This is a genomic window from Streptomyces sp. MUM 203J (genome assembly GCF_022414595.1).
Lineage (GTDB): Bacteria > Actinomycetota > Actinomycetes > Streptomycetales > Streptomycetaceae > Streptomyces.
The window spans coordinates 1-20642 of the sequence record NZ_JADWYO010000003.1; the positions used below are offsets into that span (position 1 = coordinate 1).

The 20642-nt window shown below is 70.7% G+C and carries 23 protein-coding genes and 1 rRNA gene; 3 read left to right on the forward strand and 21 right to left on the reverse strand.

The window, feature by feature from the left end; genetic code table 11:
- Window positions 1–129 precede the first annotated feature (129 nt).
- Window positions 130–246, forward strand: a 5S ribosomal RNA gene (rrf, locus tag I3F58_RS02705).
- A 77-nt stretch (window positions 247–323) separates the two neighbouring features.
- On the opposite strand, the gene I3F58_RS02710 is transcribed toward rrf, so the two are convergent.
- Genes I3F58_RS02710 through I3F58_RS02725 form a run of 4 tightly spaced genes read right to left on the reverse strand, consistent with a single transcriptional unit; the run spans window position 324 to window position 4008 of the window.
- Window positions 324–986 (reverse strand): response regulator transcription factor, encoded by a 663-nt coding sequence (locus tag I3F58_RS02710; RefSeq protein ID WP_240106532.1) that lies wholly within the window; start codon window positions 984–986, stop codon window positions 324–326.
- A complete protein-coding gene (locus tag I3F58_RS02715) occupies window positions 983–2227 on the reverse strand; it encodes a sensor histidine kinase (RefSeq protein WP_240106533.1) in 1245 nt (414 codons plus the stop codon). The genes I3F58_RS02710 and I3F58_RS02715 overlap by 4 nt, the downstream gene beginning before the upstream one ends.
- A gap of 48 nt (window positions 2228–2275) precedes the next feature.
- The gene (locus I3F58_RS02720; protein WP_240106534.1) at window positions 2276–3097 is read right to left on the reverse strand and encodes an ABC transporter permease; all 822 of its coding nucleotides are present in this window, start codon (window positions 3095–3097) and stop codon (window positions 2276–2278) included.
- Window positions 3094–4008, reverse strand: coding sequence for an ABC transporter ATP-binding protein (locus tag I3F58_RS02725; protein WP_240106535.1), 915 nt, complete (start codon window positions 4006–4008; stop codon window positions 3094–3096). Before I3F58_RS02725 ends, I3F58_RS02720 begins: the two co-directional genes overlap by 4 nt.
- A gap of 238 nt (window positions 4009–4246) precedes the next feature.
- Here I3F58_RS02725 and I3F58_RS02730 point away from each other — a divergent pair, with 238 nt between their 5' ends.
- A complete protein-coding gene (locus tag I3F58_RS02730; protein ID WP_240106536.1) occupies window positions 4247–4819 on the forward strand; it encodes a GNAT family N-acetyltransferase in 573 nt (190 codons plus the stop codon).
- A 262-nt stretch (window positions 4820–5081) separates the two neighbouring features.
- Here the strand turns inward: I3F58_RS02730 and cpt are convergent, their stop codons facing one another.
- The 11 genes from cpt to I3F58_RS02780 all read right to left on the reverse strand — a co-directional run bounded on the left by cpt (window position 5082) and on the right by I3F58_RS02780 (window position 15688).
- Entirely contained in the window at window positions 5082–5684 is a 603-nt protein-coding gene (gene cpt, locus I3F58_RS02735; protein WP_374207896.1) for a chloramphenicol phosphotransferase CPT, read from the reverse strand.
- A gap of 648 nt (window positions 5685–6332) precedes the next feature.
- Entirely contained in the window at window positions 6333–7898 is a 1566-nt protein-coding gene (locus I3F58_RS02740) for a type IV secretory system conjugative DNA transfer family protein (protein ID WP_240106538.1), read from the reverse strand.
- A 1-nt stretch (window position 7899) separates the two neighbouring features.
- Entirely contained in the window at window positions 7900–9312 is a 1413-nt protein-coding gene (locus I3F58_RS02745; RefSeq protein ID WP_240106539.1) for an ATP-binding protein, read from the reverse strand.
- A gap of 45 nt (window positions 9313–9357) precedes the next feature.
- Entirely contained in the window at window positions 9358–10926 is a 1569-nt protein-coding gene (locus tag I3F58_RS02750; RefSeq protein WP_240106540.1) for an SCO6880 family protein, read from the reverse strand.
- Window positions 10923–12314, reverse strand: a complete 1392-nt coding sequence (locus tag I3F58_RS02755; RefSeq protein ID WP_240106541.1) for a hypothetical protein — start codon at window positions 12312–12314, stop codon at window positions 10923–10925. The genes I3F58_RS02750 and I3F58_RS02755 overlap by 4 nt, the downstream gene beginning before the upstream one ends.
- Window positions 12304–13116 (reverse strand): hypothetical protein, encoded by an 813-nt coding sequence (locus tag I3F58_RS02760; RefSeq protein WP_240106542.1) that lies wholly within the window; start codon window positions 13114–13116, stop codon window positions 12304–12306. Before I3F58_RS02760 ends, I3F58_RS02755 begins: the two co-directional genes overlap by 11 nt.
- Window positions 13117–13230: 114 nt before the next feature.
- Window positions 13231–13539, reverse strand: coding sequence for a hypothetical protein (locus tag I3F58_RS02765; protein WP_149179851.1), 309 nt, complete (start codon window positions 13537–13539; stop codon window positions 13231–13233).
- Between the two features lie 343 nt (window positions 13540–13882).
- On the reverse strand, window positions 13883–14017 hold the full coding sequence (locus I3F58_RS29250; RefSeq protein ID WP_275678047.1) for a hypothetical protein: 135 nt from the start codon (window positions 14015–14017) through the stop codon (window positions 13883–13885).
- Window positions 14018–14298: 281 nt separating this feature from the next.
- Window positions 14299–14442: a hypothetical protein gene (locus I3F58_RS02770; RefSeq protein ID WP_240106543.1), complete on the reverse strand. Its 144-nt coding sequence runs from the start codon at window positions 14440–14442 to the stop codon at window positions 14299–14301.
- Between the two features lie 53 nt (window positions 14443–14495).
- Entirely contained in the window at window positions 14496–14822 is a 327-nt protein-coding gene (locus I3F58_RS02775; RefSeq protein ID WP_240106544.1) for a DUF397 domain-containing protein, read from the reverse strand.
- A gap of 11 nt (window positions 14823–14833) precedes the next feature.
- Entirely contained in the window at window positions 14834–15688 is an 855-nt protein-coding gene (locus tag I3F58_RS02780) for a helix-turn-helix transcriptional regulator (protein WP_240106721.1), read from the reverse strand.
- A gap of 198 nt (window positions 15689–15886) precedes the next feature.
- Here I3F58_RS02780 and I3F58_RS02785 point away from each other — a divergent pair, with 198 nt between their 5' ends.
- Window positions 15887–16327: an ATP-binding protein gene (locus tag I3F58_RS02785; RefSeq protein ID WP_240106545.1), complete on the forward strand. Its 441-nt coding sequence runs from the start codon at window positions 15887–15889 to the stop codon at window positions 16325–16327.
- A gap of 266 nt (window positions 16328–16593) precedes the next feature.
- Here the strand turns inward: I3F58_RS02785 and I3F58_RS02790 are convergent, their stop codons facing one another.
- From I3F58_RS02790 to I3F58_RS02815, 6 genes are all read right to left on the reverse strand, one after another.
- Window positions 16594–17625, reverse strand: coding sequence for a helix-turn-helix domain-containing protein (locus I3F58_RS02790; RefSeq protein ID WP_240106546.1), 1032 nt, complete (start codon window positions 17623–17625; stop codon window positions 16594–16596).
- 41 nt (window positions 17626–17666) lie between these two features.
- A complete protein-coding gene (locus tag I3F58_RS02795; RefSeq protein ID WP_240106722.1) occupies window positions 17667–17900 on the reverse strand; it encodes an HAD family phosphatase in 234 nt (77 codons plus the stop codon).
- Window positions 17831–18307, reverse strand: a complete 477-nt coding sequence (locus tag I3F58_RS02800; RefSeq protein WP_240106734.1) for a hypothetical protein — start codon at window positions 18305–18307, stop codon at window positions 17831–17833. Before I3F58_RS02800 ends, I3F58_RS02795 begins: the two co-directional genes overlap by 70 nt.
- Window positions 18308–18509: 202 nt before the next feature.
- Window positions 18510–18920 (reverse strand): hypothetical protein, encoded by a 411-nt coding sequence (locus I3F58_RS02805; RefSeq protein WP_240106547.1) that lies wholly within the window; start codon window positions 18918–18920, stop codon window positions 18510–18512.
- Between the two features lie 44 nt (window positions 18921–18964).
- Window positions 18965–19798 (reverse strand): hypothetical protein, encoded by an 834-nt coding sequence (locus I3F58_RS02810; protein WP_240106548.1) that lies wholly within the window; start codon window positions 19796–19798, stop codon window positions 18965–18967.
- 264 nt (window positions 19799–20062) lie between these two features.
- Window positions 20063–20506 (reverse strand): hypothetical protein, encoded by a 444-nt coding sequence (locus tag I3F58_RS02815; RefSeq protein WP_240106549.1) that lies wholly within the window; start codon window positions 20504–20506, stop codon window positions 20063–20065.
- Window positions 20507–20642: the final 136 nt, after the last annotated feature.

Below are 20642 nucleotides of genomic sequence, written 5' to 3' on the forward strand. Positions count from 1 at the left end.
TGAGGTGTGGAGTTGACCGGTACTAATAGGCCGAGGGCTTGTCCTCAGTTGCTCGCGTCCACTGTGTTTGTTCTGAAGTAACGAACTCCCGCTTTTGTGGGCTGGTTGAGTTTGTTTTCTTCATAGTGTTTCGGTGGTCATAGCGTTAGGGAAACGCCCGGTTACATTCCGAACCCGGAAGCTAAGCCTTTCAGCGCCGATGGTACTGCAGGGGGGACCCTGTGGGAGAGTAGGACGCCGCCGAACTAATTTTGAGCCTCAGCCCCGAGACGTCTTTAGTCTCGGGGCTGAGGCCTTTTTTGTTTTGCGGAGTGACCAGGGTTTCACGGAGTGACCAGGCGGGTTTCGTATGCCAGGATCACAGCCTGGACCCGGTCACGTGAGCCGGTCTTGGCCAGGATGCGGCCGACATGGGTCTTCACCGTGGACTCGGCCAGATGGAGCCGTTCGGCGATTTCCGTGTTCGTCCAGCCGTGGCCGATGACCGTGAGGATCTCCCGTTCCCGGTCGGTGAGGGAAACCAGTCGGGGGTCCAGGTCGGGCACGCCACCCGGGGAGGCGGGGAGAAGCTGCACGTACGCGTCCAGGAGGCGGCGGGTCAGGGTGGGTGCCACGACCGCGTCGCCGCTCGCGACGGCGCGGATACCGGCCAGGACCTCCTCCGGCTGGGCGTCCTTGACGAGGAAGCCGCTGGCGCCGGCGCGCAGCCCTCCGTACGCGTACTCGTCCAGATCGAACGTGGTGAGGATGAGGATCCGCGTGCGGTCGCCGGTGGCGGTGATGCGGCGCGTCGCCTCGATGCCGTCCATTCCGGGCATGCGGATGTCCATCAGCACGACATCCGGGCGCAGAGCGGAGGCGAGGCGGACAGCATCGGATCCGTTGGCGGCTTCACCGGTGATGGAAAGATCGTCCTGGCTCTCCAGCAGCATGCGAAAGCCGAGGCGCTGGAGGGGCTGGTCGTCGACGATGAGGACGGTGGTCACTGAGGGTTTTCCTTCGGAAGGAGCAGTTGGACGCGCCACCCGGTGGCCGGAGGCTGTTGGGGACCGGCTTCGACGGTGCCGCCGTAGAGGGCGGCGCGTTCGCGCATGCCGGTGAGGCCGCGGCCGACGGTGGTGCCGACGGGTCGGGCGGTACCGGTGTCGGTGATGGTGACCGTGAACCTGTCGGTGTAGGTGAGGTCGACGTCGGCTGTTGCGTGGGGGCCCGCGTGTTTGAGGGTGTTGGTGAGTGCTTCCTGGATGACGCGGTAGACGGCCAGCTGGCGGCCCTGTGAGAGGGGCACGGGCGTGCCGTGGACAGCGACGTCGACAGGGAGGCCCGCGGCGCGTACGCCGTCGACGAGGACGTCCAGGTCGGTGAGCGCGGGCTGCGGGGAGAGTTCGGCGGGGGTGGCGGCAGGGGTCGGAGGCCGGTCGTGTTCGCGGAGGACGCCGAGGAGGTGGCGGAGTTCCGTGAGAGCCTGGCGGCTGGTCGTCGAGATGGCTTCGAGAGCCTGGGCGGCCCGCTCGGGGGACTTGGCCGCGGCGTACCGGCCGCCGTCGGCCAGACCGGTGATGACGGACAGGTTGTGGCCGATGATGTCGTGCATCTCGCGGGCTATGCGGGTGCGTTCGGCGGCGGCGGCGAGGCGGGCCTGCTGATCGCGTTCGACCTCCAGGCGGCGGGCCCGCTCGACCAGGGAGGCAGTGTAGTCCCGGCGGGTGCGGACGGCGATGGCCGCGAGGGCGACCAGGGCGAACGCCAAGAGCGGCGGAACGAGCTGCTGGTCCCAGCTGACGCGAGGATGGCGGGCCGCGCCCACCGCCAACGGTCCGGCGAGCAGGGCGGCCGTCCACCACAGATGCCGGAGCGGTAGGCGGACGGCGATGTTGTAGACGGCGACGTACTGGATGAACGTGGCCTGGAGCATGGCCCCCGTCCAGTGGCTGACCAGGGCGCACGGTGCCATGGCCGTCAGGACTGCGAGCGGGTGCCGGCGGCGCCACAGGAGCGGCAGGGACAACCCCAGACTGAGGGCCGCGATCAGGAGGGGCGGCACGTGCGGGTCGGCGGCGACGTTGCGCCAGCCGCCGCGCGCGTCGGTGAGCGCCGCGGTCACGAACAGGCCGGTGAGCAGGATGTCCCAGACCAGGGGGCGGCGCCGGTCGAAGTCCCGTACGCGGTGCAGAACCGCGTGCAGGTGCACGGTCATCGAGCGGGCACCGCCTTCCTGGGAGGACATGTCGTCATCTTCGTATGCGACGTGGCGGAACGTCATGTCGTCCTGCGTTCATGCGTCACGGTGCTTGAGGAGTGCGGCGGACACGGCGAGCGTCGCCGCTGTCCAGAGGAGCAGGGCGAGGAGGGCCTGTGCCGGAGGAACGGCGTTCGGGAGCGGGGTCGCGGAGCCGAGGGCTGCCGCGGCCTGAGTGGGGGAGTAGCGCAGGGCGGTGTGCACGGTCTCGTACGGGAGGGCGGAGAGGATCTCCGGGAGGATCACGACGCCCCCGACGAACGCGCCCAGGGCGCCGGGCACCGAGCGGAGCAGGGCGCCCAGGCCGAGGGCTATGAGCGCGAGCAGGGTGAGGCCGGTGGAGTTGCCCGCGATGGCGCGGAGGACGCCGTCGTCGGTGAGGGAAGCGGCCTGATCCGTGTCGGAGAGGAAGTGCTGCGCGGTGAGGAAGGTGAGCAGAGCGGTGACGAGGCTGACGGTGAAGGCTGTCGCGGAGAGGACGGCGGCCTTTGCCCACAGCACGGGCAGCCGGTGCGGGACGGCGGTGAGGGTCGTGCGGATCAGGCCCGTCCCGTACTCGCCCGCGGTGACGAGGATGCCGAGGACGGCGAGGCAGATCTGGGAGAGCAGCGTGCCGTAGAGGACGAGCACGACGGTGTCGATGTCGGAGTCCCCGCCGCCGGAGGTGTAGGTGGTGCCCATGAGGAGGCCGACGCCGAGGACCAGCGACACCGCGGTGAGCAGGGTGACCCAGGTGGAGCGGAGGGACCGGAGTTTGTGCCACTCGGAGCGCAGGAGGCGGACCGGGGTGACGGCGTGGAGGGAAGCCGGAGCCGGGGGCTGAGCAGGCGCGGGGGTGCGGGTGGCGGTGGGGTTCATGCGGTGGCTCCCCGGTACTCGACGGTGTCATGGGTGAGGTTCATGAAGGCCTGTTCCAGGGAGGCTTCCTGGGGGGTGAGTTCGTGGAGGGGGATCGTGTGGGCGGCAGCGGTGCGGCCGATGCGCGGGGCGTCCGTGCCGCGGACTTCGAGGGTGTCGGAGGCGGTGGCGGTGACCTCGGCGCCGGGCTGTTCGGCGAGAAGGGCGCGACGCAGGTCGTCGGCGAGGGGGGTGACGACTCTGACGGAGGATCCGCCTGAGCGGCGTACGAGGTCGGTGACCGTGGTGTCCGCGAGGAGGCGCCCGCGCCCGATGACGACGAGGTGGTCGGCGGTCAGAGCCATCTCGGACATGAGGTGGGACGCGACGAGGACGGTGCGGCCTTCGGCGGCGAGGGACTTGAGGAGGGTGCGGATCCAGAGGACGCCCTGGGGGTCGAGGCCGTTGACGGGTTCGTCGAGGATGAGGGTGGACGGGTTTCCGAGGAGGGCGGCGGCGATGCCCAGGCGTTGGCCCATGCCGAGGCTGAAGCCTTTGACGCGGCGGTGGGCGACGTCGGCGAGGCCGGTGAGCTCCAGGACCTCGGTGACGCGTCGGCGGGGCAGGCCGTGTGTGTGGGCGAGGGCCATGAGGTGCGCGTGAGCCGTGCGGCCGGGGTGGGCGGCGCGGGTGTCGAGGAGGGCGCCGACCTGGGTGAGCGGTGCGGGATGGGCGGCGTAGGAGCGGTCGTTGAGGGTGGCACGGCCGTGGGTGGGGGCGTCCAGGCCGAGGAGCATGCGCAGGGTGGTGGACTTGCCCGCTCCGTTCGGTCCGAGGAAGCCGGTGACAGTGCCGGGGCGTACGGTGAAGGTGAGGTCGTCGACTGCGGTCTTGTCGCCGTAGCGTTTGGTGAGTCGGTGTGCGCGGATCATGGGTTCGACGCTAGGGAGCGGGGCCGGTCGGCGCGTCGGACCTGGGACCGCAGTCGGGGATGGGGTGTAGTACCGGGGTACTAGCCGGGTGAACTTCCCGGGTTTCGGGGGGATCTGGAACTCGGCGAGGGGCGAGTGAGCTGGAGAGAAAGAGGCCGGCGGCGGTGGGGCTTCTCGGTCCTCCGGGCCTTGTCGGCGTTCTTGTTCTTGTACTGGTTGTGGTGGGAGGAAGCACGGGATGGGGTTCGTGGTCAGGCAGGTGCGGGCCGAGGAGTGGCCTGAGGTGCGGGAGTTGCGGCTGGAGGCGCTGCGGGATCCGGTCGCGGGCATCGCGTTCCTGGAGAAGTACGAGGATGCTGTGGCCCAGCCGGATGTGTTCTGGCAGGGACGGGCCGAACGGGCCGCGGAGGGTGGCGGCGGTGATGTCCGCCAGTTCGTCGCGGCCGGCACGGACGGCCGGTGGCTGGGGACGGTGACGGTGCTCGTGGAACGGGCGTCGGGCGGTGTGCGGTTCGGGGCGGCGGCGGAGGAGGACCAGACGCATCTCGTGGGCGTGTATGTACGGCCCGAGGCGCGGGGTCGTGGGGTGGCGGACGCGCTGTTCCGGGCGGCGGTGGAGTGGTCCTGGGCGCTGCGGGAGCCGGAGGTGCGGCGGGTGCGGCTGTATGTGCACGAGCGGAACGGGCGGGCAGCGGCGTTCTACCGGCGGGCCGGGTTCACACCGAGCGGGGCGACCATGGCGATGGAGGGTGACCCGGAGGCGCGGGAGCTGGAGTACGAGATGCGGCGGCCGGGGGCGACGCCGGGGTGAGCGGCTGTGGTGGCTGTGGGCGGCGACGGTGCTGCGGGTGCTGTGGGTGGGGCCGAGTGAGGGCGTTGCGCGGGTGACGGCTTCGGGCGGCGTGCGGGAGCGGTGTGTGGTGGTGGGGTGACGGGGGTGCTGCTGCGGGAGTGTGAGGGCGGGCCGCTGCCCGGTGGGGGCGACCGTGTGGTGGGTGTCGGTGACGCCGTGGACCGGTCGGGCGCTGCGGGGCGGATGGGCGTCCGCGTCCGCTGCGGTGCCGGGCGTGCGGTCAGCTGTGGGGCGGTCGGCCGAGCCGCCGGGCGGGCGGGGCGGGCTCGGGCGGCGCCGCCTGCATGCCGGCGAGGCGTGGTCCGTTGAGACGGGAGGCGATGGTTCGGGCGCAGGTGAGGGACTCGGTGTGGGTGGTGTCGACCTCCAGGTCGTAGGTCACGCCCTGGTGGACCAGGTCCGCCTGTGACGCGGCCATGCCCCGGATGCGGTCCCCACGGGCGATCTCGCGGCCCGCGGCGACGTCGCTGTCGCAGTGGACGCCGACCCACAGGGTGTCGGTCCCCGCGAGGGCCTTCTGCCAGTGTTGCTGGGAGGCGGCTCCGCCGAGGAAGACCTCGTCGACGATGACCCGGGCGCCGGCACGGACCATCGCGGCGACGCCCTCCATCCAGGCAGCTTCCAGCGACCGGAACTCCGGCCCGACGGCCACCCCGCCGTCGGAGGCGAACTCGATGCCCGCGCCGGAGGCCTGCATGGAGGCGGGCATCGCGTCGACCAGGGTGTCGACCCCGAGGGCGAGCCACGGGTCCGGCAGAACCGCCTGGAGACACCGGACGATCCCGGACTTGCCTGAACTGGAGCCGCCGTTGAGCACGATCACGTGAGTGGGCACGGGGGCAGGCTATGAGCCGGTCCGGTACGGCGCGAAACGGATTCCGGGGTCGGCGGCGGGGTGTCGGGGGCCTGTGCTCAGAGGTCGCGCTTGTCGCGGGTGCCGTTCTGCGGATCCTCGTGCTTCCTCGGATGCTTGGAGGAACGGTCGCCGCCGGGCCCGGGGCGAGCTTCTCGACCGGGCCGATCGAGAAGCTCGGGAAGGCGGTCTGCGTCCTACGGGCCGGGCTTCATGGCCCGGCCCAGGCCGTCGAGTTCGTGGTGGCCCGCCGGAGGAAGGAGGAGTGGGCGCCCGCGTGCACGAGTCGTTCAGGGGCGCCCGGAGGCCGGCGAAGGCCTGCGGACCTCATCGGGGGCATCGGGGCCCGGTGGGAGGCCGCTGGTGTGGAGGCCGGTGCCGAGGGTGGTTCAGTGCCGGAGGGGGCGCCTCGTCGGATGCCGGGGGGCGGTGACGGTCTCGCCCGTCGGCGTGTTGATCTCGTCCGGTGAAGTGGAGGCCGGGCCGTCGGCGGGGTGTCGGCTTGGGTGCCGTGGTTGCGGGAGACGCCACGCGTCGCCAAGGGCCGGGACCGCGGCCTGGACGGCTGCGTCAGATGGCTCGCTCGGTGGACCTCCCGGGTCGTCGGGTCGGCCGGCCCTACACAGACCCCGTCGGCCCGCCGGAGGTGCTGGGGGAACGGGTGGTGAGCGACGTGTCCGGCCAGTGGGTGCGGGCCTGCTCCCGGGAGCGGAGGAGGGCATGGGTGGGAAGGCCCTCGTGGTGGCCGGTGGCCAGAAGGGACGGGAGGTGGGGGAGCGGGGCGACGGCGGCGATGTCGTCGAGCACCAGGGTGAGTGGTGGGTCGAGCCGACCGTCGGATGACCGTGCGGCCATGCGGCGGCCGTGCTCGACCACGTGCGAGGTGAGCGCCGTGAGGAGAGGCATCGCTCCCGGGTCTGTACGGGGGTCCTCGATGGGTTCGCCCACCATGTAAAGGGTGCCCGTCTCCTCGATGAAAGATTCCAAGGTCAGCGAATCTGTTCGATGGGGGGTGCAGGCTTCGCGGATGTGGACGGAGGAGAGCGCGGTGAGCGCGCGGACCGTCAGTTCGCGGGCGGCGTCGCGGCGCTCCGGGTAGGCGGTCAGCGCCGATTCCAGGAGGCCGGCCTGGCTGTTGGTCGCCCTGGGGTGGGTGCGGAGGATGCGTACGGCTTCGTGGGCGGTGCCGTGGTGCTGGGCCCAGCGGTGCACCTGCTTGAAGGGGCGGCCGTCGACCGCGGCGGCGTGCAGCCAGCAGCGCAGCAGGGTCTCGGCGGTGTCGGCCAGGGCCGCGTCGATGCGGGCCCGGGGGCGTACCGGCGCGAGGAGGGCGGCGGCGCGGGCGGCGGCTGTGGACGGGTCCTCGCAGCCGTCGGTGGGCGACCAGTGGAGGCGGGCCGGAGTGTCGCAGAGGTGGCCGGGGTCGTACAGGAGGACGGGGCCGAGTTTGGCGCGGGTGTCCTTCGTGTCGGACCACAGGGTGGGGTCGGAGGTGACGACCAGCGCGGGGCCTTCGGCGTCGAGGACCGCCTGGAGGGCGTGGGGGCGGAGGGTGGCGCGGTCGCCGTGGAGGAGGTGGTGGTGGGGGAGGTGTGGGTGCGTGGGTGGGGATGGGGGCGCGGGTGTGGGACCGGGGTGGGCGCGAGGGGAGGGGACGGGAGGAGGGGAGGGCCCGGAGGGTGTGGTGGCCGTGGCCGTGGCCGTGAGTGTGGCCGTGGCCGTGGTGGGGGGATGAATGGCGGCGGGTGTCGTCTTGGGGGCCGCGGGTCCGGGGCTCGGGGTGCGCCAGCGGGCGTAGGCGCTGAGGGCGAAGAAGGCGAGGACGGCCAGGATCAGGAGTTGGCTGATCAGGAGGCCCCAGAAGACGCCGTGGCCGGAGAGCTCCGCGGGCGGGGTGGCGGGCCAGGCGGCGGGGAGGGCGCGGGGGTCGGAGAGGAGGGACCGCATCGCGAGGGGGGTGCGGGTGAAGGTGACGGCGCTGGGCCAGGAACCGTGGGTCAGGAGGCCGCCGAGGCCGGTGGACGTCCAGACCAGGAGGGTCGTGCCGAGCAGGAAGGCCAGGACGCCGACCAGGAGACCGTCCGGGACGCCCCGCTGCCGGCCGCCGCCGGGAGGGCCGTGGTGTCCGCCGCGGCCTCCGGGGCCTCCCGAGCTTTCCGCCGGGGTGTGGAGCGTGCGGGGCATGTCAGGCCACCGTGGACTCGGGGGAGCTGTGCATGTGCTGTTCCATGAGGGCGGCGCGTTGTTCGGTTTCCCATTCGGCGGCCTTCATGTCGCTCATGTCGTCGTCCGCGGCCGAGGACTCGGTCATGGCGCGGTCGGTGTAGACGAGGGGGCGTTCGGCCTCGGTGATCAGGTGTTTGACGACCTGGACGTTGCCGTTGACGTCCCAGACCGCGATGCCGGGGGTGAGGGTGGGGATGATCTCCACCGCCCAGCGGGGTAGGCCCAGGACACGGCCTGTGGCCCGGGCCTCGTCGGCCTTCTGGGCGTAGATCGTGCGGGTGGAGGCCATTTTGAGGATGGCGGCGGCCTCGCGGGCGGCCGCGCCGTCGACGACGTCGCTGAGGTGGTGGACTACCGCCACGAAGGACAGGCCCAGGCGGCGGCCGAACTTCAGCAGGCGCTGGAACAGCTGCGCCACGAAAGGGCTGTTGATGATGTGCCAGGCCTCCTCGACCAGGAAGATGCGCTTCTTCCGGTCGGGGCGGATCCAGGTGTGTTCGAGCCACACGCCGACGATCGCCATGAGGATGGGCATGGCGATGGAGTTGCGGTCGATGTGGGACAGGTCGAACACGATCAGGGGAGCGTCGAGGTCGATGCCGACCGTCGTGGGGCCGTCGAACATGCCGCGCAGGTCGCCGTCCACCAGCCGGTCCAGGACGAGGGCGACATCGAGGCCCCAGGCCCGTACATCGTCTATGTCGACGTTCATGGCCTCCGCCGACTCGGGTTTCGGGTGGCGGAGCTGCTCGACGATGTCGGTGAGTACGGGCTGGCGGTCGGTGATGGTCGCGTTGACGTAGGCGTGGGCGACCTTCAGGGCGAAGCCGGAGCGTTCGTCCAGGCCGTGGCCCATGGCCACCTCGATGATGGTGCGCAGCAGCGCGAGCTGGCCCGTGGTGGTGATGGACGGGTCGAGCGGGTTGAGGCGGATGCCGTCGTCGAGGGCGGCCATGGGGTCGAGCCGGATGGGAGTTATTCCCAGCTGCTGCGCGATGAGGTTCCATTCGCCCACGCCGTCCTCTCCCTGGGCGTCCAGGACGACGACCTGGCGGTCGCGGAAGCGGAGCTGGCGGAGCACGTACGTCTTCTCCAGCGCCGACTTGCCGTTGCCGGACTCGCCCAGGACCAGCCAGTGCGGAGCGGGGAGCTGCTGCCCGTACAGCTGGAAGGGGTCGTAGATGTAGCCCTTGCCGCTGTAGACCTCACGGCCGATGATCACGCCGGAGTCGCCGAGTCCGGGGGCGGCGGTGGGCAGGTAGACGGCCTGGGCCTGGCCCGTGGAGGTGCGGACGGGCAGGCGGGTCGTCTCCACCTTCCCGAACAGGAAGGAGGTGAAGGCGTCGGTGAGAACGGACAGCGGATCGCGCATCATCAGGCCCCTATCGGCTGTGGCTGTCGGCCCATGGGCCATCGGCTAGCGGCGGATGCCTGTGGCGAACGGCAAGGTGTTCACGAAGGCCCGGTGGTGCTCGCGGTCGCACCACTCCAGCTTCAGATAGGACTTGCCGGCCGACGCCCTGATCGTCCGTTTGTCCCGGGCCAGTGCCTCGGGTGAGCGGGACGACACGGTGATGTACCCGACGAGGTTGACTCCTGCCGCGCCGCTGGCGAGATCTTCACCCCGCTGGTCGAGGCGTCCGTGGGCGGCGATGTCGCGGGGGTCGACGGTGCGGTTCATCTTGGCGGCGCGGCTGGCTTCGGCCTCGTCGTTGGTCTTCTCGGTGAGCATGCGCTCGATGGCGATCTCGGTGGGTTCGAGGTCCATCGTGACGGCGACGGTGCGGATGACGTCCGGGGTGTGGACGAGCAGCGGGGCGAGGAAGTTCACGCCGACGGGGGTCATCGGCCATTCCTTGACCCATGCGGTGGCATGGCACCAGGGGGCGCGGGTGGCGGACTCTCGGGTCTTGGCCTGGAGGTAGGTGGCCTCGACGGCGTCGAGTTCGGCGGGCCAGGCGTTGCGCTGCGTCATGGCCTGGATGTGGTCGATGGGGTGGTCCGGGTCGTACATGGAGTGGATGAGCGAGGCGAGCCGGGACCTGCCGAGGGGCTGCCGTACGCGGATGTCGGCTTCCGCGAGGCGGGCGCAGATGTCGGTGAGTTCGCGGGCCATGACGACGGCGAGTCCGGCGTCCTTGTCGAGTTTGCGCTGTTTGACGCCGGATGCCTTGCGGGCGGCCTTGGCGGCGCGGGCGATGGCCTCGGCCTCGGCGGCGAGGTCGCGGCTGTAGTGCATGCAGGCGATCAGGTAGGCGCGGTGCTGCTCGCTGGAGGTGGACACCATGGACTGGAGCTGGTCGTACGACTCCAGGAGCCAGCCGGGGGCGTGCGGGTCGCCGCGCTGGGCGACGTCCTTGGCGTGGGCGTCGGGGTCCGCGGGCAGGGTGCGGGCCAGCATCTGGAGGCGGGTCACGAAGCCGTCGCCGTTGGCGACGTGCTTGAGGAGGGTGCCGAAACGGTCCACCAGAGCTTCTTGGTCCTCGCTGTCCCGCAGTCCGACGCCGGGGCCTTCGATCTCGATGGCGGCGGTGACGGTGCGGCGGTCGGCGTGCAGGAGGACGGCGATCTCGTCGGGGCCGAAGGGCGCGGACAGCCAGTTGATACGCCCGATGCCGGGCGGGGCGCCGATCTCGACCTCGCGCCCGTCGAGGCGGGTACCGGCCTCGACGGCTCCGGAGCGGTACGTGGTGCCCTGGCGGAGGACCCGCTTGTAGCTGCGGTTGACCTCGTACCAGCGGTAGAACGTACGGCCGCGGTACGGGACGTAGACGGCCGCGAGCGCGATCGCGGGGAAGCCGGTGAGCAGGCCGATGCGGAGCGGGAGGAACGGGATCAGCAGGCCGCTCATCATGCCCAGGAACGCGCCGAAGACGATCAGGGCGATCTCGCCGGTCTCACGGTTCTTGCCGATGACGGCGTTGGGGCGGGCGCGGCCGATGAGATACGCGCGGCGGGGCGTGATCGGATGGGACTGGGTCGTCACCGCCCTCCACCTCCTGATCCTGTGGTGCCGGTGTTTCCGGTGTTTCCGGTGTTGCCTGGGGTGTTACGGCCGGGGATGCGGCTGCTGTGCGGGGTGCTGGTCGCCGGGCTCGCGGCGCCGGGGGCGCTGCGGGGCGCAGGCGCGGCGGAGGGGACGCTTCCGCCGCCGGCCCCGCCCCCCGGGGTGGTGGCCGGGGTGCTGGAGCCGCGGCTGCTGTGGGCGGACACGCCGCCGCTGACCGCGCCCGCCGGTGCGGGCTGCTGGTGGCCGCGGCTGCTGTGGGCCTTGATGCCCTGGGAGACGAGGGCGGCCGGGGAGGAGATGACGGCGGCGGCCTGTGCCCCGTCGGTGGCCTGCTTCCGGTTCGTACGGGCGGCGGCGATCTCGTCGCCGAAGCCGGGGACGAAGCGGTAGATCGCGGCGGACGCGAAGATGGCCAGCAGGATGATGGCGAGGCCGGACACGACTGCGGAGAAGGCGTTCGGCCCGTCGCCGGAGGAGAGCGCCCCGGCCAGGCCGAGCACGATCACGATGACCGGTTTGATCATGATGATCGCGATCATGATGCCTGCCCAGCGGCGCACGTGGCCCCACAGGTTGCGGTCCACGAGCCCCGCGTACACGACGGTGCCGAGGAGAGCGCCGACGTAGAGGAGCGCCGCGCGGATGACCAGCTCCAGCCAGAGGATTCCGGCGGCGAGGATCGAGACCAGCGCGACGATGATCAGCATGATCGGTCCGCCGCCGATGTCGTCGCCCTTCTTGAGGGCTTCGGCGAACGACCCGAAGAACATGTCCGTCTGGCCGCCGGTGCCCGCGGCGATCACCTCGGTGACGCTGTCGGTCGCGGAGACGATCGTGTGCAGGATGAGCGGGGTGAAGGCCGACGCCAGGACGGTGAGCCAGAGGAACCCGACCGCCTCCGACATGGCCGTGGTGAAGGGCACGCCGCGGATGGCCCGCTTGGCCACGGCCAGGAGCCAGAGGATGAGCGTGAGGATGGTGGAGGCCGCGAAGACCACGGCGTACTGCTTGAGGAAGTTGTCGTTGGTGAAGTCGACGGCGGCGGTGTTCTCGACGGCCGCGCTGAGCTTGTCGACGGTCCAGGCGGCGGCGTCGGCGCATCCGCGCGCGAGGGAGGTGAGGGGGTCGAGGGCGTCGGTGGGGGTGGGGGTTGTGGGGGTGGTTCCGGGGTTGTTCTCGCAGTAGTCGCGGGCGGGACCCACAATCATGTCGCAGTCACTGTTGCCGGATGGCGACGGTGACACCGAGGGTGATGTCGACGGGCTCGGTTCGGCCCAGGCCTGTGCTGCCAGCATGACGACCGAAGCCTTGGCCAGGGCGAAGGCGGAGGCGGCGCGTAGTGCCCAGTGAGGCCTACCGGGCATAGGTGAACCCTCCGAACTCATCTACTGCCGCCGCGATTTCATCGGCGGTGGATGCCTTGCGGTCGGCATTGACCGGGGTAGGGCCGTCCCTCTGGACAAAGCTCTCGACCTTCCAGTCGTCACCCGACCACTGCAGCTTGATGGTCATGGTGAACCAGTCGGCCGTCACCGGAATGGTCGAGTCCGCGCCAGCGGTACCGAACACGCCAGTGCACCAGACGTCCACGGTCGCGGATGTGCTGTCGAGCTGGGTGACCTTAGTCCCCATGGGAGCCGTGCGGGACACGTACGTCATGCCGGAGGCGGCTTTGCCCTTGGCATCGAGGCCGATCTTGGCGAGGAACTCCGGTGTGTACGCCTTGTCGAAGCTGGCTTCCAGCGAAGGGACCTTGTCGGGAACGAAGATCTGCTTCAGGATCTCAGGGCGCCGGTCCTCCTGAAGGATCTCGGCCGAGACGAGTGCCACCGCATAGTTCGCCGCCGCGCTCTGCGCCCCCTGGTCGTCCTGGGCGTATCCCGTGGGGATCGTGCCCGCCTTGCCGGTGACGGGGCGGACGCCTGTCGGGGCCGTCGGTGCCGCGGCCGCGCCGCCCGTGGCGGCGCCCTTCGCGCTGCCCCCGCCGTCCCCGTCGCCGCCCCGGTTCGCGAAGGCGATCGCTGCCAGCAGCAGCACGACCACGCCCACCACCGTGACCAGGGACCGTGACGGCCGTGCGGGCCGACGCGCGGGGTCGCGCTCCGGGAGCCGGGTTCGGGTCCCGCCTGCGCCCCCGCCGCCCGCGTACTCGTCGGCGTCACTCATGACGGGCACGCCTCCTCGTACGACGACTGTCGTGCTGCTGTGAGATGGTGACTGGACATCAGGAGACGCATCCTCTGCGGGCCGGGCCGGCGGATGAAAGGCCGGGCGGCCGGGTTAGACGGCCATCCCGTACACGATGGTGAACAGTGTTCCGAGCGATCCGATGATGAACACACCGGTCAGCCCCGCCACGATCAGGCCCTTGCCCTGCTCGGCGCTGAACGTGTCCCGCAGTGCCGTCGCGCCGATGCGCTGCTTGGCCGCGCCCCAGATCGCGATGCCCAGACAGAGCAGGATGGCCACCGCCATCACGATCTCGATCATCACACGGGCCTGGTTGCCCAGGCTCCCGAAGGGCCCCCAGTTCGGGGCGATTCCGCCAATGATGGTGGTGATGTCGCCCTTCTCGGCCGCCAGGTACATGTAACTCACCGCCCCTGTTCGGTAGTTCGATGCCCCGCCCCTTGGCATGGGTCATCAACTATCTTCGCTGATGGAACCGCCACCGCACGACGACTTGGCGGGTCTCTTTACCCGATCACCGCACGTTTGACCGAGTCGGCCCCTCTGACCTGCACGCCTGTGAGGGGCTGAACTGCACGGATACGCGTCCGGTCACTCTGTGTATCACGGGGCGTGACCCCGGGCAATTACCGTCGTTGACCCTTCTTTGGGCCCTTGTGTCCCATCTTGCGTCCCCGCCCAAACACGAAGCCGCCGCCGGACGGGGTGAGTCCGGCGGCGGCGCTTCTTCGGTGACCGCGTGTCAGAACTTGGTCTGACCCGTCTGGGTGAAGAGGAAGTAGCCCAGCACGACGACGGCGATGGCCGTCAGTGCGATGACCGTGACGGCGGCGACCGTTCCTCCGGCGTCCCCGAGACGGCCCACCTTGTTCCCCATGTGTTTCTCCTGTGGTGCTTGCCCGCCGTGGTCACCGGCCGGGGCGTGATGCAGCCGTTTGCGGCTGCATGCCACAGAGTAGCGCAGTGGTCCAGACCAGTTGGCGGGGGTCGGGTGGAGGTTCCACGGGAGCGGAGGGGGTCGGTTGGGGGAGTGTCGCCGGAGTGTGGAACCTGAGGGGTCTTCTGATCGTCTTCTTTGTACGGGATGTTGGGCGGCGACCGGTCTGCGTGCAGTTCCTGCAGGTCAGCGCGGGCAATCTGGCCATCGCGTGTTGTGGATCACTTGGTGGACCGGAGTGTGCCCAGCCGGATCACCGCCGGGTTGATGCTGCTGCTCGCCGCGCTGGTCGCGTTGGTCGGCTCGATGCCGGGCGGCGCTCCGTTCTGGGGTGCGATGCTGCTGAGTGTTAGCGCGATGTACATATGCGCACACCCCGTGTACGTGAACGGGCGCACCGCCCGGCGGTGATTCCGGGTCAGCCCGCGAGCCTGTCGAACTCCCCTGCGCGGACGCCGGCGGCGAAGGCCTCCCACTGGGGGGTGGTCGTCGTGACGACGGGCCCCTGCGGGTGCGTCCGCAGGCGGAGGGTGCCGTCGGGGCCCGTCTCGCCGCCGTCGGGCACGCGCCCGAGCCGTATGTCCTCCTGCCAGGCCCGCCACGTGGTGGGGGCAAGGGTGAGGACGGCGCCCGAGGGGTCGCTGGTCTCGGTGAGTCTGATGGTGCCGCGGTCGCCTGCGGCGAGGTGTATGCAGGATTCGCCTTCGCCGCAGAACGACGACTTCTTCCAGGTGGCCTCTGACATGGGTGTGTACCTCACAGGTCTCGGACGATGCTGTGAATGAAGTCCTGCGACTTCTTCGGGTCGAGGGCGGTGGCCGTGAGCCGTTCCAGGACGAGCCGGTACTTGTCGAGCTGTGCCTCGGCGTCGAGGAATACGGGCCCGTGGGACTGGTCCAGCTGCACGGTGTCCAGTTGTGGGACGGCGCCGTGCACGTAATAGAGCGGCTGGGTCGATCCGGCGAAGGCACCGGCGGCGAACGGAATGACGAGCAGGGTGATGTGCTCGCGCTCGCTCATGGCCAGAAGGTGCTTCAGCTGCGCGCGGGCAGTGGCCCGGCCGCCGAACTGCATGCGAAGCCCCGCCTCGTGAAGGACCGCCTGGTACGGGACCGGGTCCTCGCGGAAGAGGACGGTCTGCCGCTTGATGCGGAAGGACGCGCGGTGCTCCACCTCGGGAGGTGACAGCTCCGGGACGACCTGGCGGCACACCGCGCGGGCGTGCTCGAAGGTCTGGAGGAGGCCGGGCAGGTTCGCAATGTGCGCGGTACGGAGCCGGTGGCCGTGATGTTCGAGTTCGGCCAGGTCGAGCATCCGGGCGGGCAGGCGATCCCGGTACTCCTCCCACCAGCCGCGCCTGCCGCGCTCGCCGGTCATCCCGGCCAAGGCTTCGACAAGTGCCTTGTCCACGCACTCGTAGTTCGCCGCCAGGGCCCGTACGCGCTCGGCGCTCACGCCGTACCGGCCGGCCTCGATGTTGCTGATGCGTGACTGGTTGGCGCTGATCAGCGCGGCGGCGTTGGTGGCCGTCATGCCTGCGCGCTCACGCAACCGCCGCAGCTCCGTTCCGAGGCGCCGGCGTCGGGCGGTCGGAGGTGCGTTCGGGGGCATGGTCACCTCGTTCTGTCTGCCGTCACCCACACGAGGGTTCATGGCGTTTAGTCCTCGAAGTTCATGGAATCTATTCCATGTGTGGCGCTAGCCTGTGACTCAGGCCACTCGCCTGGAAGCGCACCGGCTGACGAGCCGACAGAGCCACCAGGCATCCCGTACGGACTCCGCAACTCTCCACACCTCTTGGAGACTTCCATGCCGTTCACCGTAACGCCGCCGTGGGCGTACACCCTCCAGCTTCCGCAGGACCCGCGCGGCCCCGGGATCGCGCGCAGCACCCTCCGCACCGTCCTCGCCGCGCACGGGATGCGGCGGCTCACCGCGGTCGCGGAGCTGCTGGTCAGTGAGCTGGCCACCAATGCGTACCTGTACTCGGACGCCCCCTACACGCTCACCCTCCGGTCGACGGGGACCGGGCGGTTGCGGCTCGGTGTCAGGGACAGCAACCCCCGGATCCCGGCGCCGTTCCGGGGCACGGGTGTCACCCCGGCGGGGGACCAGGACGAACAGGGGCGCGGGTTGCTGCTCGTGGAACTGTGTGCCGACGACTTCGGGGCGTACCCGCTCGATACAGGCGGCGGGAAGCTGCTGTGGGTGGAGTGCACGGAGCCCGCCGCGGGAGCGGCTGTGGCGTGAGTCCGCGCTGGTCCAGGGGCGCGACCGGGCACGTACCCGTACGTGAACCCGTGCTCGTACCGCATCCGCAGGGTCTCCCGGCGCCGGGAAGGCCGACAGCTCCCCCGTCCTTCCCTCCACCCGTCGCGGCGGGAGACCCTGCTTGCACGAACCGCCCGATGCCCTGGGGCCCCTGCCGAGCGCCGTCACGCTTCAGCGGGGGGTCGGGCGGTGTGCTTCCCATGGTGGTACGGGAGAGGCGGGGCGGGTTGTGGATGCGCGCGACATCAGTTGTGGTCGCGTGCAGAGGTGGCCCTGCCGGTCGCCTGTCGGCGGAAGTCGCTGGGCGTCAGCCCGTACGCGGCGCGGAAGACGCGGCTGAACTCGGGCGGGGCCAGGAAGCCCCACCGGGCGGCGAGCGCGCCGATGGGCCGGCCGCGCAGCCGGGGGTCGGCCAGGTCGGCGCGGCAGCGTTCGAGGCGGCGGCGTCGGATGGTGGCGGCGACGGTCTCGGGCTCGGTGCGGAAGAGCTGGTGCAGGGTGCGGAGGGAGATGTGGTGGTGCGCCGCGATGTGGGCGGGGGTGAGGGCGGGGTCCGCGAGGTTGGCGTCGATGAACGCGTTGATGCGGGCCAGCAGTTCCCGGCGGCGCGTCTCGGCGGGGAGGAGGGGCGCGGCGTCCGCGTACTCGGCGAGGAACGCGGCGGCGAGGTCGAGCGCGATGGTGCCGAGACGGTGGCTCTCGGCGGGGGCCAGGTCGGCGGCGCGCTCGATCAGGGTCCGCAGGTACTGGGTGAGGAGCGTGCCGCTCACCCCGGTGGGGGAGAGGCGCTGGGCGAGGAGGCGGTCGGCCGTGTGCGCGGGGAGCGGGAAGGCGCTCTTGGGCACCCGGAGCATGATGGTCCGGCCACGGCCTTGGTCGTCGGTGAAGCGGGTGCGCAGGGGGTGGGAGGTGTCGAAGAGGACGAAGTCACCGGTGCGGACCAGGGTGTCGGTGCGGAGCTGTTCGACGCGTATGGGGCGTTCGGTCAGCAGGCAGAGCTGGTAGGTCTCGGGGTCGCCGCGGCGGATGTGGCGCGGTGTGCGTACGGCGGTGTGGGAGGGGAGGGAGAAGGACATGACCTGGGGCTGTCCACCCAGGTCGACGGTTGTCGCGGTCGCGTCGAAGTCGGGGGCGTGCGGGCTGGTGAGGGTGATGGGGGCGAGGCTCTGGCTGACCATGTCGGTGTACCAGTCGAAGCGGTCCCGGGCGGGGAGCGCGGTGGTGGAGCTGGTGATGGTCGCGGTGGTCGCGGGGGGTGTCGGCGTCAGGTGGTGCACACCTCATGGTGGGGACGGAGGGGCCCTGGCCGGAAGGCCGTTCACCGGCCATGTGGGGTGTGTGCGGCGGCGGGGACGCCTGCTGCGGTGAGGTGGTGCCGCACCTCGGAGAGGCTGGTGGCGTGCAGGTGGGCCTGGTGGAGGGCGGTTGCGGGGTGGGTGGTCGTCAGGCCGACGACCCGGCAGCCCGCGGTCGCCGCGGCCTCTACGCCCGCGGGGGCGTCCTCCACGACCAGGCAGGCCTGCGGGGGGACGCCGAGGCGGTCGGCGGCCAGGAGGAAGCAGTCGGGGGCGGGTTTGGCGTGGGTGACGTCGGAGCCGTACACGCCGACGGGCGGGAGGGGGAGGGCGGCTGCGGCGAAGGCGCGGTCGTTGAGGCCACGAGGGCGTGGGGGGTGTGGGCGAGGGAGCGCAGGAGGGCGGCGGCTCCGGTGATCGGGGGGATGCGGTCCTGCTCCTGGGCCAGGAGGGCGTCGAGTGTTCGGCGCTCGGTGGACGGGTTCAGGTGCGGGGCGGCGTCCTTGACGGTGTCCTCGGGGCGGCGGCCGAAGGTGAGCCGCCATGCCTTCTCAGGGTCGAGGCCGTGCGTGAGTGACCAGGCGGACCAGACTCTGCGGTGGGCGGCTGTGGAGTCCAGCAGGACGCCGTCGACGTCGAGGAGCACGGCGGAGATCGTCGTCATGGAGGGGTCACCTGTCTTCGTCTGTGGCGTGTTCCAGGTCGGCAGGGATGTTCCGGATGCGGTCGTGATCTGGTGGACCTCGCACCCCCATGAGCTGGACGCGGCGCAGAGTTGTCGCCGGGCGCGCTCGCCGTCCTCGGACGGGTAGGCGACCCGGATCTGGTGGGCGCGGAACATGTCGTCGGTGAGCAGTTGGTCGGTGTCAGTGGTCGCGAGGTGGTCTTGTCCCGTGCCGTCGTGTCCGGAGTGCCACGATCCCGCGTCGGTGGTTCGCGGTGGGGGCCGATGTCTGGCGCAGCGTGGCCCCGATGAGTGGGCCGCCGGGGGACGGGTGCAGGGGGTGCGGGTAGCGCTCGCGGGCCCGGTCGTGGCCGGATTGCCATGCGGGGGTGTGGTGCTGGTGCGTGCCGAACGGTGTCCGGAGGTAGCGGAAGTCGCAGAACTCGCTCCATGCGTAGGCTTCGACGAGTTGCCTGTGGTCGCCCGGCATCCGGGTACCGAGCGCGGTCTCCGCCGCTCTCCAGCGCCCCTGGGCGTCCGTGGGGGAGGTCGGCGGTAGCGCGAGCCGGACCAGCCGGTCGTGGGCGGACCCGGGAGGCTTCGGGGCAGGCATGGGAGGCAGCGCGCTTGTCTGCCGGGGACACTGGAGTGGGGGGCCTACTCGATCGGGCGGCGCATCTCCTCGCGGACCGCAAGTGTGGTGCGGGCAGCCGAGGCAAGGTCGAGTGATTCCGGGCTCGCGGTGGCGGTCTTCGCGGTGAACTCGGCAACGGATCCGTTGGTGTTGTCATCGGCCCAGGCGCACATGGGGAAGACAGCCCGGCCGCTGCCCGGGTCCTTCTTGGAGAGAACCTGGCAGGTCACGGTGATGGTCGAGCCAGGCGGGGTGATGTCCTGCGGAGGCACAAGCACCTGGGCGCCGGGCGCGTCCGCCGCGCCCTTGAGCGTTTCGGTGCGGGCGGTGTCCGGATTCTTGATCCGGCCGTAGAGGCCGGAGACGACCAGGACCCCGGTCCCGTCCTCGCCGGTGGCTGCGTACTGACCCACCGCAGCCTTCGTACCGCGGATGTTCGCCTCGCTCATGTCCTTGAGGTCGCGGTTCACCGTGTCTGAGAGGTCGTCGGCGAGTGTGTACCGGCCGTCGAGCAGCGTTGGGGGCAGCTCCAGCCGGTGCGTGGCGGCCGGGTAGCCGGAGTCGGAGCGGATGAGGTTGCTGCCGAGCCAGCCGAGCAGCAGCAGGAAGGCGACGGAGGCGGCGATGATGCCCAGGACCAGGCCGGTCCGCTTCTTGCGCGGGGGCGGCGGGAAGGGCGGCTGCCCGTAGGCCGGCCCGTATGGGTGGCCGTACGGGTGCTGGCCGTAGTGCTGGGGGTAACCGCCCTGGGGCGGCTGGCCCGCGTATGGCTGCGGGGGGTACGGGGACTGGGGGCCGCCCGGGTGAGGCTGTTGGCCCTGGGGCTGCTGTTGGCCCTGATACGGCGGCATGGACATGCCGGTACGGTACGCCAACCGGGTCTTGCCTGACGGCGCTGCTCGGCCAGCCGCCTCACCGCGCAGGCGGGCTGGCGTACCTCCGGCCCGTCAGCACTGTCGGGGCAACTCGCCACGAGAGAATGTTTGCGAGGCTTCTTCGGATCTACTACTCCACCAACCACCAGGTCGTCATCGATGCCGACACCCGCCTGGTCGACCCGGTCGGCCTGGCATCGGCGCCACCGGCGCTGACGAGGACCTGGGTGGGCAGCGTGTTGTGCGTCAGGAAAACTCGTGCAGCACCACCCAGTAGTCGTACTCCTCCACCGAGGCGGCGCAAAGGTGGCTGCCGTTGATCGACACGGCAAGGAACTCGGGGGAACCCGTCACACCGGCGATGCGTGAGGGCAGGTTCCTGCCGATGGTGTCCCGGACCCTTACCCAGCCGATCTCACTGCCTCCCGACACGGGCGGGAGGACGAGGAACTCGCCGTTGTCGTCATAGAGCGAGACACGTGACGCGTGGAAGTGCCATTTCTCGTCCAGTTCGGCGATGGCACCGGGGGATGAGGTCGGAATCGAGGCGACCGGCTCGACCTCGAATCCGGTGACGGCGTAGATGGCGGATCGCACCGGGGGCCCGTCCTGCGACGTGCTCTCCAGCACATGGAGGCCGCAGCGCTCCAGGACGTCCCGCCACTCGGGCCTCTGCTGCTCCGTCGACACCCCTGACCCTTTCAGCAGACCTCGTAGAAGAGGTGGTGAGCACCACCCGGTTTGTTGATCTTGGCATGCCGCTCCATGTCCTCCGGGTAGCCCCAGGCATCGTCGAACCGGACGCGCGTTGTCCCAGCCGAAGTTG

What these genes read in the sequence shown, in the direction of transcription:
- I3F58_RS02715 (WP_240106533.1), bottom strand. Translation starts at nt 2,227, where the DNA reads ATGTCCTCCCAGGAAGGCGGTGCCCGCTCGATGACCGTGCACCTGCAC.
- I3F58_RS02720 (WP_240106534.1), bottom strand. Translation starts at nt 3,097, where the DNA reads ATGAACCCCACCGCCACCCGCACCCCCGCGCCTGCTCAGCCCCCGGCT.
- I3F58_RS02725 (WP_240106535.1), bottom strand. Translation starts at nt 4,008, where the DNA reads ATGATCCGCGCACACCGACTCACCAAACGCTACGGCGACAAGACCGCA.
- I3F58_RS02730 (WP_240106536.1), top strand. Translation starts at nt 4,247, where the DNA reads ATGGGGTTCGTGGTCAGGCAGGTGCGGGCCGAGGAGTGGCCTGAGGTG.
- I3F58_RS02740 (WP_240106538.1), bottom strand. Translation starts at nt 7,898, where the DNA reads ATGCCCCGCACGCTCCACACCCCGGCGGAAAGCTCGGGAGGCCCCGGA.
- I3F58_RS02745 (WP_240106539.1), bottom strand. Translation starts at nt 9,312, where the DNA reads ATGCGCGATCCGCTGTCCGTTCTCACCGACGCCTTCACCTCCTTCCTG.
- I3F58_RS02755 (WP_240106541.1), bottom strand. Translation starts at nt 12,314, where the DNA reads ATGCCCGGTAGGCCTCACTGGGCACTACGCGCCGCCTCCGCCTTCGCC.
- I3F58_RS02760 (WP_240106542.1), bottom strand. Translation starts at nt 13,116, where the DNA reads ATGAGTGACGCCGACGAGTACGCGGGCGGCGGGGGCGCAGGCGGGACC.
- I3F58_RS02765 (WP_149179851.1), bottom strand. Translation starts at nt 13,539, where the DNA reads ATGTACCTGGCGGCCGAGAAGGGCGACATCACCACCATCATTGGCGGA.
- I3F58_RS29250 (WP_275678047.1), bottom strand. Translation starts at nt 14,017, where the DNA reads ATGGGGAACAAGGTGGGCCGTCTCGGGGACGCCGGAGGAACGGTCGCC.
- I3F58_RS02770 (WP_240106543.1), bottom strand. Translation starts at nt 14,442, where the DNA reads ATGTACATCGCGCTAACACTCAGCAGCATCGCACCCCAGAACGGAGCG.
- I3F58_RS02775 (WP_240106544.1), bottom strand. Translation starts at nt 14,822, where the DNA reads ATGTCAGAGGCCACCTGGAAGAAGTCGTCGTTCTGCGGCGAAGGCGAA.
- I3F58_RS02780 (WP_240106721.1), bottom strand. Translation starts at nt 15,688, where the DNA reads ATGCCCCCGAACGCACCTCCGACCGCCCGACGCCGGCGCCTCGGAACG.
- I3F58_RS02785 (WP_240106545.1), top strand. Translation starts at nt 15,887, where the DNA reads ATGCCGTTCACCGTAACGCCGCCGTGGGCGTACACCCTCCAGCTTCCG.
- I3F58_RS02800 (WP_240106734.1), bottom strand. Translation starts at nt 18,307, where the DNA reads ATGACGACGATCTCCGCCGTGCTCCTCGACGTCGACGGCGTCCTGCTG.
- I3F58_RS02805 (WP_240106547.1), bottom strand. Translation starts at nt 18,920, where the DNA reads ATGCCTGCCCCGAAGCCTCCCGGGTCCGCCCACGACCGGCTGGTCCGG.
- I3F58_RS02810 (WP_240106548.1), bottom strand. Translation starts at nt 19,798, where the DNA reads ATGTCCATGCCGCCGTATCAGGGCCAACAGCAGCCCCAGGGCCAACAG.